General features: G+C 70.6%; 8 protein-coding genes, 1 pseudogene and 1 riboswitch. Of the genes and pseudogenes, 5 read left to right on the top strand and 4 right to left on the bottom strand.

Going from position 1 to position 12,248, the window contains the following annotated elements; translation table 11 throughout:
- Positions 1 to 781: 781 nt before the first annotated feature.
- Together OG322_RS01485 and OG322_RS01480 are read right to left on the bottom strand one after the other, a co-directional pair.
- Positions 782 to 1,666 (bottom strand): annotated as a pseudogene (locus OG322_RS01485) (glycoside hydrolase family 16 protein); the annotation flags it as partial.
- Positions 1,667 to 1,860: 194 nt separating this feature from the next.
- The gene (locus OG322_RS01480) at positions 1,861 to 2,445 is read right to left on the bottom strand and encodes a histidine phosphatase family protein (protein WP_329305923.1); all 585 of its coding nucleotides are present in this window, start codon (positions 2,443 to 2,445) and stop codon (positions 1,861 to 1,863) included.
- A gap of 123 nt (positions 2,446 to 2,568) precedes the next feature.
- Positions 2,569 to 2,662, top strand: a riboswitch (adenosylcobalamin (AdoCbl) riboswitch).
- 45 nt (positions 2,663 to 2,707) lie between these two features.
- Here OG322_RS01480 and OG322_RS01475 point away from each other — a divergent pair.
- Together OG322_RS01475 and OG322_RS01470 are read left to right on the top strand one after the other, a co-directional pair.
- Positions 2,708 to 2,923, top strand: a complete 216-nt coding sequence (locus OG322_RS01475; protein WP_123464982.1) for a CbtB domain-containing protein — start codon at positions 2,708 to 2,710, stop codon at positions 2,921 to 2,923.
- A 29-nt stretch (positions 2,924 to 2,952) separates the two neighbouring features.
- Positions 2,953 to 3,726, top strand: a complete 774-nt coding sequence (locus OG322_RS01470; RefSeq protein WP_329305922.1) for a CbtA family protein — start codon at positions 2,953 to 2,955, stop codon at positions 3,724 to 3,726.
- An 83-nt stretch (positions 3,727 to 3,809) separates the two neighbouring features.
- Here the strand turns inward: OG322_RS01470 and OG322_RS01465 are convergent, their stop codons facing one another.
- The gene (locus OG322_RS01465; RefSeq protein WP_123464986.1) at positions 3,810 to 4,319 is read right to left on the bottom strand and encodes a GNAT family N-acetyltransferase; all 510 of its coding nucleotides are present in this window, start codon (positions 4,317 to 4,319) and stop codon (positions 3,810 to 3,812) included.
- 111 nt (positions 4,320 to 4,430) lie between these two features.
- The gene (locus tag OG322_RS01460; protein ID WP_123464988.1) at positions 4,431 to 4,787 is read right to left on the bottom strand and encodes a tetratricopeptide repeat protein; all 357 of its coding nucleotides are present in this window, start codon (positions 4,785 to 4,787) and stop codon (positions 4,431 to 4,433) included.
- Between the two features lie 143 nt (positions 4,788 to 4,930).
- Here OG322_RS01460 and OG322_RS01455 point away from each other — a divergent pair, with 143 nt between their 5' ends.
- From OG322_RS01455 to OG322_RS01445, 3 genes are all read left to right on the top strand, one after another.
- On the top strand, positions 4,931 to 5,896 hold the full coding sequence (locus OG322_RS01455; RefSeq protein WP_123464990.1) for a pirin family protein: 966 nt from the start codon (positions 4,931 to 4,933) through the stop codon (positions 5,894 to 5,896).
- A 1,225-nt stretch (positions 5,897 to 7,121) separates the two neighbouring features.
- The gene (locus OG322_RS01450; protein ID WP_124285811.1) at positions 7,122 to 7,574 is read left to right on the top strand and encodes a hypothetical protein; all 453 of its coding nucleotides are present in this window, start codon (positions 7,122 to 7,124) and stop codon (positions 7,572 to 7,574) included.
- Positions 7,571 to 11,548, top strand: coding sequence for a tetratricopeptide repeat protein (locus OG322_RS01445; protein WP_329305921.1), 3,978 nt, complete (start codon positions 7,571 to 7,573; stop codon positions 11,546 to 11,548). The genes OG322_RS01450 and OG322_RS01445 overlap by 4 nt, the downstream gene beginning before the upstream one ends.
- Positions 11,549 to 12,248: the final 700 nt, after the last annotated feature.

The raw sequence follows: 12,248 nt of genomic DNA, 5'->3' as shown, positions 1-12,248 counted from the left end.
TTCACCCCGGCTGCCCGGAGGGCTCCGATGGCGAGGTTGCGCCAGGTGGCCATCGCGCGGGGCGCATCGCCGGTCCGCAGCTGTGAGGCGTCCTCGGCGAAGGTGGTGTCGCGGACGTGGTGCGGGGCCTCGATCCTCCGGCGGTCGCGGACGAACCGGGCGAGCTGGGCGGCGGCTTGCTCGGCTGTCAGGCTGGTGACGGCGTTGACCGTGGTCTTGCCGGTCTTGCGGTCGGCGCACCGCCGCTTGATCTGGAGGGCCGGGGCCCGAGCGCCCGGCTTCGACTATGCCCTGGCCGTACGCTCCGATCACCGCCTGGACACCAAAGGCGGAGGCTTCACCACTACCGCCCTGGCCGGCTGCGTCCCGGCCCGCTCCTGGATGCGGATGCGCACCGGCCACGGCCTCAAGGGCGACCGCCACTACGACTGGGGATCAGCCGCACCGTCATGCCGCCCGACCCCAGGGTTCGACGCAGCCCCGATTCCCTTGACCGAAGAAGTAGGGGCCCCGCAGGCCGATGGTGAACGGTCGAGTTGGGCGCCCCCCCGTGTTCGCTGGTGCTGGTACTGCCGTGGACGGCCTGTTCCAAGCCGGTTGATCCAGCGCTGACGGCTTCGTAACGTCTATCTTTCACGGCGGCTGCTGGAGGCGTACCGGGGGGCGTAGCGCTCATGGACGGGCCGGGACCCGGCCCAGCCCGTCCGCATCTCTTGTCGGCAGCATGGTCCCGCCGGGCCGACTGCCCGGCGGGACCATGCGGCGTTCAGGCCGGGGGCTGGCTGTCGCTGGTGGTGACGCGTACGTGGTCGACGACGAGTTGCTGGGGGAAGGTGGTGTTGTTGTCGGGGTCGCCGGGCCAGTAGCCGCCGACGGCGAGGTTGAGGATGAGGAAGAAGGGTTTGTTGAAGGCCCAGGTGTTGCCGCCGGTGTCGGCGGGGGTGCGGTGCTGGTAGACGTTGCCGTCGACGGACCAGGTGACGGAGTCGGGTGCCCAGTCGATGGCGAAGGTGTGGAAGGCGTCGGCGAAGGCCTGGCCGCCGGGGAGGGTGTATCCGGCGCCGATGCCCGCGGAGCCTGAGTAGCCGGGGCCGTGCAGGGTGCCGTGGACGGTGGAGGGTTCGAAGCCGACGTTCTCCATGATGTCGATCTCGCCGGAGTTGGGCCAGCCGACCTGTCCGATGTTGTCACCGAGCATCCAGAAGGCGGGCCACATGCCCTGGCCGCGCGGGATCTTCATCCGGGCCTCGACGTGGCCGTAGGTCTGGGTGAACTTGCCCGAGGTGTTCAGCCGGGCGGAGGTGTACTGGCAGGTGCCGTACCAGCACTGGTAGTTGTTCGGGTTCTCCTTGCGCGCGGTGATGACCAGATGGCCCTGACCGTCCAGCGCGGCATTGCTGCTGCCCGCCGTGTAGTACTGCCGCTCATGGTTGTTGACGTTGTCACCGGTCTCGGTCTGCCACTTGCCGCCGTCCACGGCGGAACCGGCGGCGCCGTCGAAGTCGTCGGTGAACGTCGCGGCGGCGGGCGCCTGGGCCGTGACGGATCCCTGCGCTGCGGGAGACGGTGCGGGGGCGCCGGAGGCGAAGCCGGAGGTGGCCGAGACGAGGGCGAGCACCGAAAGTGCCGAGACCAGGAGGCGCCTGGTCAGGTGGGGGGAACTCATGGAATTTCCTTTCCGTACAGGACGGAGGAAAAGCGACTCGCCATGCATATGACAAGTGGGGCCATGGCGGCCACGTGGGGGAGTTGAGGCCTTAGTTCACTACGTGATTTAAGAAGTGAACCAAGACCGTGTCAAGGCTCCGTACGGACCACAGTTCTTGCACACACCGAACCCACAGCCCCTCGGTCCGTTCGTCAGGTCTCCGGCTCCGCCGCGAGCGGCCGGCCGCAGCGCAGGTTCCACCGCCCCGACCTGCCGCTGAGCTCCGTGACCGTCAGCGGGGCCACGTCCAGCCGCCAGAAGGCCTGCGGCGGCAGGTCCAGTGCGTGGACGGCCGCGGCGCGGATCACGGCAGGCTCGGCCACCCCCAGCACCGGGCCGTCGTCACTCCCGCGCAAGGAGTCGAGCCATGCGCCCACTCGGGCGCACAGCTCCAGCAGCGACTCACCCCCGTGCGGAGCGGCGGACGGATCCGCCAGCCAGGCCGCCACCCGATCCGGCTCGTCCGCGCTCACCTCGGTGAGCCGCGCGCCGGACCAGCGGCCCATCTCCCAGTCCCGCAGGGCGTGTTCGGGATGGCACCGGAGTCCCAGCGCGTCCGCGGTGGTGGCGCAGCGCAGGGACGGTCCCCGCAGGCGCCTGCCCGCGGCCGACACCGCGTCCGCGGCTGCCCGGGCCTGCCGGAGCCCGGAGTCGTCAAGTGGTGCGTCGCCGGCGAACCGGGCCTCGCGCAGCGCGGCGTTCATCGCCGGTGAGATCAACATCACCCGTACCGTCATTACCGCTCTCAACTCCCTGAACTGTGCCCACTTGGTCAAGCACACCACGGCATCCGGGCCCCGGGGTGCCCCGGGTGGCGCCATGGCGGCGCCCGCGCCCAGACGGTATGGTCGCGACGACATGACGAGGGTGTGACGGAAGTCCGGTGAGAATCCGGCACGGTCGCGCCACTGTGAACCCGTACCTGTGCGGTAAGTCAGACCCAGCACCTTCGTCTCAGGCACCACGATCGGGACGCGTGTTCCCACAGGAGGTTCTGCCATGGCACAGACTGCTGCCCCCGCCACCGGCGCACCCGCCATCACCCCCATCTCGCTCAAGGCCATTGCCCCTTGGGCGGTCTTCTTCGGCGTCGTCATGCTGATCCTGCTCTACTTCGTCGGCGCCGAGCAGGGCGCCACCTCCGTCATCTCGGGCGCGGGCGTGCACGAGTGGGTCCACGACGGCCGTCACCTGCTCGGTTTCCCCTGCCACTGACCCACCGGGCTGATCCAGGGGAATCCCTCATGAACTCCATATCTGTCAGAGCTCTACTGGTCCGCGGCATGCTGGCCGGCCTCGTCGCGGGCGCGCTCGCGCTGATCGTCGCCTACTGCCTCGGTGAGTCCCGCGTGGACGCGGCCATCGCCCTCGAAGAGGCGCACAGCCACGACCACGGCGGCGGCGAGGAACTCGTCAGCCGCACCGTGCAGTCCACCGCGGGCCTCGCCACCGGCGTACTCGTCTTCGGAGTGGCCATCGGCGGCATCGCCGCACTCGTCTTCTGCTACGCGCTCGGCCGGATGGGCCGGTTCGGCCCGCGGGCCACGGCGGCGCTGATCGCGGGAGCTGCCCTGCTGGCCGTGTACGTCGTGCCGTTCCTGAAGTACCCGGCGAATCCGCCGGCGGTCGGCAACCCCGACACCATCGGCAAACGCACCGCGCTGTTCTTCCTGATGGTCGCTCTCAGCGTGCTGCTGGCCGTCGTCGCCGTCATCCTCGGCAAGCGGCTGGCTCCCCGCACGGGTGCCTGGAACGCGACGATCACCGCAGCGGCCGGCTATGTGCTGCTGATCGGCCTCGCGTACGCCTTCCTGCCCTCGTTCAACGAGGTCGGAAAGGACTTCCCGGCCACCCTGCTGTGGCAGTTCCGGCTGGCCACGCTCGCGGTCCAGTTCACGCTCTGGACCACCTTCGGCCTGGTCTTCGGCTACCTCACCGAACGGCTGCTGGTGCCGAGGGCCGGGGCGGTCACGGCCGGCAGCGGAACGGCGAAACGAGCCGCCACCGCCGCAGGCTGACCGACGCGGACACGGTCCGGGCCGGAGTACGGCTGAACCCGCAGGGTGCGATCCCGGCGGGTTCAGCCGTCTCCGGCCCCGCCTCACTCCTGCCGCACCGCGTCGTCCCAGTCCATCCGGTAGTGCTTCAGGAGCGAGTCCTGCCTCACCAGACGCATGCCCGCGGCCGTCATGACGCGCTGGGACGCGAGGTTGTCGAGGTCGGCGTCCCCGTGCACGCAGGCGACGCCCCGGGCGCGGGCGAACCGCAGCAGCGCGCGGAGCGCCTCGGAGGCGTACCCCATGCCCTGGACCGACGGCACGAGTCCATAACCGATCGTGACGTGCCCGTCCCCGTCGGGTACGCCGTGGAACCCTATCCCGCCGATCACCGGCCCGTCCTCGCCGAGCTGTATCTCGTAGGAGCCGAACGGGCTCGGATCCCCGGTGTCCGCACAGGTGTTGAGGAAGCGCGCGGCCGCCGCCCGCTCGCCCGGGGAGGGGTACCCGGCTGCCCAGCGGACGCCGTCCGGCGGCAGGCCCTCCACCACGTGCTCGGCATCGGAGACGCTTATCGGGCGGAGCAGGAGGCGTGGCGTGCCGAGAACAGTCATGACTCAGCTGACTATCACGCGCCAGGAACGGGCCGCACCCGGATATCCTCCGGCCGCGGCCCGCCCGTACCCAATGGTTCACCGGCCTCCGGCGTTTCCCGGGGCCTGCGGCTACGCGCCGCCGGTCGGGGTGAAGTCCCCGGACAGCGCGGCCGCCACCCGCAGGTGCGTGGCCGCCTCCGTCCGGCGCCCCTGCCGCTCCAGTGTGCGGCCGAGCATCAGCCGTGCGTAGTACTCGACGGGATCGAGCTCCAGCACCGCGCGCAGCTCCGTCTCGGCCCGGCCGAGCCGCGCCGAGTGGTAGTAGGCCCTGGCCAGCAGCAACCGCGGCGCGACCTGCTCGGGCGCCTCCTCGACGAGCCCGCCCAGAATCCGGGCGGCGACCATGTACTCCTTCGCCCCGAAGAAGAACTGTGCGCGCTCCCACCGCTCGGCGGCGGTACCGAACTCGTAGTAGGTGTCGCTCATCCGTCCTCTTCGGTCGAGGTACGCCGCCGGGCCGGTCCCGTACGCGTCCAATCGCCACAACACCAAGATATGGTTTAACATTCCACTAAATTTTCGGCGTGGGCGACGCCCGCCCCGACCCGCACGGGAATAGGTTGAGCGCCATGAGCAATCTCGATCGCCAGGCCGCGCCCTCCGTCTGTGGAGGGCGCGGCTTCGTCGTCGCCGAACCGGTACGTGAACTCCTCACCCCGCGCCGGGTGAAGCTCGGGGAGTCCACCGAAGTGCGCAGACTGCTGCCCAATCTGGGCCGCCGCATGGTCGGTGCGTGGGCCTTCGTCGATCATTACGGCCCCGACGACATCACCGACGAGCCCGGCATGCAGGTGCCACCCCATCCCCACATGGGCCTGCAGACGGTCAGCTGGCTGCACGAGGGCGAGGTCCTGCACCGCGACAGCCTCGGCAGCCTGGCGACGATCCGCCCGTACGAACTCGGCCTGATGACCTCGGGCCGGGCGATCAGCCACTCCGAGGAGAGCCCCAGGTCGCACGCCGCGCTGCTGCACGGCGCTCAGCTCTGGGTTGCGCTCCCGGACGCCCACCGCGACGTCGAGCCGCACTTCCAGCACCACTCCGACCTGCCGACGGTCACCGCCCCGGGCCTCACCGCCACCGTGATCCTCGGAGACCTCGACGGCGCGACCTCGCCCGGCACCGCGTACACCCCGATCGTCGGCGCGGACCTGGCCCTGAGCCGGGGAGCCGAGGCGCGCCTCCCGCTCGACCCCGACTTCGAGTACGCGGTGCTGTCGATGTCCGGCGAGGCCGAGGTCGACGGCGTACCCGTCCTGCCGGGCTCGATGCTCTACCTCGGCTGCGGCCGCACGGAACTCCCGCTGCGCGCGGAATCGGACGCCGGCCTGATGCTCGTGGGCGGTGAGCCCTTCGAGGAGGAGATCGTCATGTGGTGGAACTTCGTGGCCAGAACCCAAGGTGATATCACGCAGGCCCGCGAGGACTGGATGAATGGTGAACGGTTCGGCACCGTACGTGGCTATGGCGGTGCGCCGCTCCCTGCTCCCGCACTGCCCGCTGTGCCCCTGAAGCCGCGTGGACGTGTGCGCTGAGCTGCGGGTTCTTACGGGTTCGTGGCTTTCGAGGTGTGCCCGATCATGCCTGCGTCGTTGCTGTGGGCGGGGGAGGTCTGGAAGCGGCTGAGAGTGCCTCAGAGGAAGGCCTTCCGCTGGACCGGCGTTCCCATCTGTGCCCGCGTCTGACCTTGTGTGCCAGGACGGATGCTGACTTAATGCTGACTTTCCTGATTGGGTGTCAGGTCGATTCGGCTGTCGGTTGAGGCGACCGGGCTCCGGGATGCCCCTCGGGTGAACGGTCTGGCCGACGAATGGTGGCGCTGCGGTCCGGTCAAGCCGCTGTGGGCTGCCACAGCAAGAGGAGCTGTCCACGGCCAGCGAATGCGTCGTGTGCTGGTGGCTCAACGGCAGCAACTCACGGACTGTGAACACGGTGACCGTGGAGACCCAGCCGGGAGTGATGGATCGAACTTGTCTCGATCTTGATCAATTCAGGCCCTGGGAACGTTGCTGTGTTGAGTTGGCGGCTCCGAGCTGACGGTCCCACCTGGCACAGGTTGTAAATCGTGTCTTGTGCGGTCCAGGGTGGTCCAGGGAAGGCACGTAAGTGCAGGTCACGTCGCTGTGATCCAGGAGCGTCCGCGGTGTTGGTGAGAGCGACGTGAGAGATGCGTACCCCCGTCGGCAGGTGCCGACGGGGGTACGGCCGTGTCGCGGCGGGGCGTCTGGCGTCGCGGTGGAGATGGGCCGCGCCGCCGGTTCCGTGAGTAGAAGAGGACCCGCCTGGTCCATCCTCGCGGAGCCCCGCCGTGCGGCTGCTGGACTGGCGGAGACGGGGCGACCGATTCTGACGGCACGGGCACCCCGTCATAGGGCGAACGAATACCTTCGTGGCCATAGGCTGCCAGCCAGCTACAGCTGGCACCTTCTCTGTCTCGACGGCGCTCAACTCGACCGCACTCCCTGACGAGCCATATCCCCGCGTTGCAGCGGTGACCCGACGTTCAACTGTTTCAGCGATCGCGCAGTACTGGGGAGGGCAGGACGCCGACCGCAGCTGCTCGTACGTGCAGGTGGTGAAGCGCAGCTCAATGAGTCCTGACAGCACGACGGGCCGCCGGAGTCCCCAACTATGGTGCGCTGCAACGCGATTGGTGGCAGCATAGACATGAAAGGACGGATGCGGCGGAACGGCGGGGGAATGCTGGCGGAATCACTAGTGGCGCTGGCCACCGCGGGATCGGCAGCTCTCGTCGGGGCCATGGCTACGGATGCCTGGCAGGCCACCCGGACTGGTGTACTGGGGCTCTTTGGGCGTTCCAGCACAAGCTCGCGGGACGGCACTGCGGCGCAGCCCGTTGGCGGCACGGCACCGGAGGAGGGCGGGACGGAGGCCGTCCCCGCCGCGGACGGCCGGATCGCACTGGTCGCGGCGCAGCTGGACGGCGACGCCGCCCTCGTGGCGCGGGCCGACGACACGGCGGCGGCCCGGCGCAGCCTGCTGCCGGCCTGGCAGCTGAGGGTGCAGGAGCTGCTGCGCGAGCACCCGGAACTCGCGGGCGAGCTGAGCGACCTCACCGAGCGGATGCGGCGTTCGTTGCCCGAGGAGGAGCAGCAGTGGGTGATGCACGTCGTCGCCCACGATCACGCACAGGTGTTCGCCTCTCAGGGTGGCAACGTGATTGTCCATCAGGAGCGGAGTGAGCGCGCTTGAGTTCCCAGTACGTCACCGCCACTGGCGGGTTCGCGTACGGGGTGATCGGCGCCGATATCCACGTCTTCGGGGACGGCACGCCGCTGTACGTGCTGGAGCTGTGGCGGCCGCCGCCCGCGCTCGACGACGAGTGGCTGCGCGAGCAGCCGAGCCGGATGCTCAACGCCCGGTTCGCCGTGGTCGGGTTCACCGGCCGCGAGCAGGAACTGCGGGAGCTGCGCGAGTGGTGCACCCAGGAGCGAGGCCGGGCCGCCCGGTGGCTGCACGGGCCCGGCGGGCAGGGCAAGACGCGGATGGCGCACGAGCTCGCGGCCCAGATGGCTGAGCTCGGGTGGACGGTGGCCGCGGCGGTCGAGGGCCCGGGCGGTGTCCTGCCGCCGCCCGGCAGCCAGGACCTGCGCCCGGACGGCACCGCCGGACTGCTTCTCTTGGTCGACTACGCCGACCGGTGGCCGCTGTCCTCGCTGACCTGGCTGTTCAGCAACGCGTTGCTGCACCGCACCGATCTCCCAGTGCGGATCCTGCTGATCGCCCGCAGTACGGACATCTGGCCGGCGTTACGGGCCTCGCTGGTGAACGAGCAGGTCTCGTTCTCTCAGCAGCTGTTGCCACCGCTCGTCGCGAACGGCCCCGACAGTCCCAGCAGGGACACCGCCGCGGAGCCCGAAGGACGTCACACCATGTACCGGGCCGCCCTGAACGGCTTCGCCGCTCGGTACGGGGTCCCACCGCCGCGCAACGGCCCGGCCGACCTGGGCCACCCCGAGTTCGGTCTGGTGCTGGCCGTCCACATGGCCGCCCTGGTCGCAGTCGACGCGCACGCCACTGGCCGTACCCCGCCCGCGCCCGTTCCCCCGGCCACCTTCGACCCGGCCGCCGTACCCGCCCTGCCGGGCACCGCCAGACTGGCCCTCTACCTGCTGGACCGGGAACAGCTCAACTGGGCACGTCTGTACCGGGAGAGGCACCACGGCCGGATCGCCACTCCGCCCGCCACGATGAACCGGGCCGTCTTCAGCGCAGCCCTCAGCGGCCCCCGGTCCCCCGATTCCGGGACCGCACTCCTCAACGCACTGTCTCTGGGGCGCCCCACCGCCGAGGTCCTCGCCGACCACGCGATCTGCTACCCGCCACCCGATCCCGTGCGGGCCACCGTCCTCGAACCGCTCTACCCCGACCGGCTCGCCGAGGACTTCGTCGCCCTGACCCTGCCCGGCCACCGCGCCGCGTACCCGGCGCAGCACTGGGCCCCGGAGAACGCCGCGGTGACCACCCGCCACGACGACCTGCCCACCCGGGCCGTCACCATGCTCGCCGCGGCGGCCGAACGCTGGCCACACGTCGGTCCACGCTGCTTGTTCCCGCTGCTGGACGAGAATCCGGACCTGGCCGTGGCCGCCGGCGCGCCCGCCCTGCTCGCCCTAGCCAACCTCCTCTCCATCCCTGACGAGTTGCTGGGCAAGGTGCTCAACCGGTTGCCCCGCCCGACCCCGGCCGACCTGGAGGTGGCCGCCGCCGTCCTGCGGGTCCGCCTGCTGGAACTGCTGCTCGACGTGGCCGACGGCCCCGGAGCGATGGCGGGTGTCCTGGTCAACCACGGCAACGACCTCAGCCTGCTCGGCCGCCAGGAGGAAGCGGTCCGCGTCGTGCTGCGGGCGGTCAGTGCCTTCGAACGCCTGGCCGTCGAGCAGCCGGAGATCTACGAGGTCGACGTCGGGAAGTCCCTGACCAACTACGCCAACCTGCTCGTGAAGACCGGGCGGGGGACCGAGGCCGTGGCCGCCCAGGAACGGGTGGTGGGGATCTTCTGTCGCCTCCACGGGCTGGACCGGCCGCGGTACGACCTCGACCTCGCGACCGCTCTGGCCAACCTTGCCACGCACCTGGAACGCGCAGGGCGGTGGACCGAGGCGTACCGGGCCAACCAGGAGGCGATCGAGCATTACCGCCGACGGGAGGCCGACGACCCGCGCTTCCGGGCCGGCCTCGCCATCGCCCTGACCAACGCCGCGGCCCTGACCCTACGGAGCGCGGCCGACACCGACACCATCGTCGAGCGGCCTCCGTCCGGCGCCGAGGCGGGAGGCCCCGCCCCCACGCCCGGTGACGGCACCGAGACGTCCTTTGAAGCCGTCCGGATCTGGCGCGAACTGGCCGACGCCGACCCCATACGCTACCGGCACGACCTCGCCCTCGCCCTGCTCAACCTCCGCAGCGAACTCGTCGACGCCGCACGCCACGAGGAGGCTGTCGCCGCCATCACGGAGTGCGTTGGCCTCTACCGCCGCTTAGCCGGCGACAACTCTCTGACGTACCGGCAGCATCTCGCCGGCGCGCTCGGCCTGCTCTGCAGGAGCCTCACGGCCGTCGGCACCCACGACGAGGCCCTGGCTGCCGGCGCGGAGTCCGTCGGGCTCTGGAGGCAGCTCGCCGCAGCGAACCCCGACGAGCACGAGAGGGACCTGGTCGGCGCCCTGCACAACCAGAACGACGCCCTGCGGGCCGCCGGACTACCCCAGGACCCCGAGGCCAGTGCGCGCTCACCACGGGTTCACCTCAAGGACCGCGTGCTGCAGCCCGGCACCACGGTCGAAGTGTCGGGCTGGGACCGCGCCACCGAGCTGTCGGCCACCCGCGACAACCTCCTCCGCGTAGCCGACCAGTTCGCCCGCCGACAGGACTGGCCGACGTACTGGGAGGCCGTCTGCCGTTGCTCGCTGACCGACGCCGCCCGGCTTGCCCACCGCATCCCCGTGCGCCGCTGGCACCCTGCCGACGCGGTCGACCGTGCGCTGCTGGAGGCCCTCCGCTCACTCCCCGCCCGCCGCACCGCCACTCTGATTGCCGATGCCTCCGCGGGCGCGAGCACCCGGCTCCCGGCCGAGCTGGACCTTTTCAACGAGGACTTCATCTCCTTCGCCCACGGCAGCGACGCCCTGGCGGTCGCCACGACCGCCGACGGCTACCAGGAGACGATCGAGACCCTCGACCTGCGCACCGGCACCCGGAGCACCTTGCACACCGGCCCGCCCGATCACAGTTCGATCACCTGCGTCGACGCCTCGACCGTCATCGCCTTCAGGTCACCCGGCCATGGCAGGACGTACGAACTCGTCCGCCACACCGGTCAGGGCACCACTATCCTTGCGCGAGCGGCCACGATGGCCGGCGCCAGGGGGGCCACGATGCTCTTCGGCTACGTAGCCGGCCTGCACCTTTTTCCCGTCGCCCTGGTCGACGAGGGCCTCGGCTCTGCCTCGCCGGATGCCCTTCGGCAGGTCGACCTCAGTGCCTGGGGACTCTCCAACGGCACCCTGATCGCCGTGGACCCCGAGGGGACCAGGCTGGTGCTCTGCGACGGCTACGTCCTGGTCGCCGCCGACGCGCTCCTCGGCGGCGCCCTGGCCATCGGAGGACCGGTACAGCCTGACGCGATCACCGACCTGACATTCGTCGGCCGCAACCAACTGCTCACCTCCGGCCAGGAAGGCGGGCTGACCCTCTGGCAGCTCGGCGGATCGCACATGCGGCCCCATGTCGAACGGGCCACGCCGCGCATGGAGCACCTGTTCTCCGTACCGGAGTGGGACGTTGTCGGTGGCAAGGCCCCCGGCGAAGGACGTGTCCACTTCCTCGACCCCGATACCCTCGCCCCGCGGCCGGCCCCACCCGCCCTCACGGGCACCGAGCACCTCAACCTCATCACCACCTCCCCCGACGGCCGGTACGTCGCCTACGCGGGACAACTGGCCGTCGGCGAGCCCGTCCAACGTCGCGATTTCGACTGGCACAGCCGCGTGTACGACCTCGACCACGCCGGCGCGGTCCTCCAGCGCCCCCTGACCGACCTGCGCCTCGCCGCGACCGGGCACCTTCACAGCGCGGAAATCGAGGCCCGCCGCACCGGCAACACCCACCTGCAGCACCTGTTCACCCTCGCCCTCGCCCTCGCGGAGCGCTCCTCGGGCGACTGACCCCGCAGTACGGCCGGGCTGACTCTGCGACCGTGAACGGACCCGCGCCCCGCGGCGTCCCCTCCCGTCCGATCCGCAGCTCCTCACTGGTCACGAGGGCAGGCGCGCCACAGCTCCCAGGACGGGGGGAAACCCAAGGAGAAGCGATCCGGGGTGCCCGGCGCCGTGCCGGTTCCTCCGCCCGAGCCGGCGAACCGGTCCCGACAAGCCCTCCCCGGGCCGGTTGACTCCGGGAATTGCCAATTCGCTGCCATCACACTGTCTGCCCGAAGCTGGGCCATCCTGACCCGCCACGTCCGCGCCTTCGCTCTGCCCCTCACCGGCGTGCGAGACGACGGGCCGGTTCAGACCGAATGCAGCGAACGCACACCCGTCACTGGCTCGCATGTTCGATACTTTGTCATTCTGGCAGCCCGGTGCCCACAAGGCGGTGAGTTCCTGGCGCGCACACCGGCGGCGGCACCGGCGGCGGTGTCCGTGGCACCATGCCCGCTGGTGTTCCCGCCGGCGCGCGGGGGCGGCGCCGACGGAAGGGAGCCGCTTCGGATTCCACCTCCTGCTGAGCCCGCTCGGCCTGCCGGCGAGCCCGTTCCAGCTGCGCGCCCGAAGGCGCGGAAGCCCGCGGACGTGAACCGGAGCGTGTGGTGCGACTCGTGCTGGTCCGGCGGTGCCCGCTGCCCAGTGCGCTGGAGGCGTAGAG

Origin of the sequence: Streptomyces sp. NBC_01260 (assembly GCF_036226405.1) — a bacterium.
GTDB lineage: Bacteria > Actinomycetota > Actinomycetes > Streptomycetales > Streptomycetaceae > Streptomyces > Streptomyces laculatispora.
Note: the sequence above shows the minus strand (reverse complement) of the source record. Positions and strands in the feature narration are given on the sequence as shown.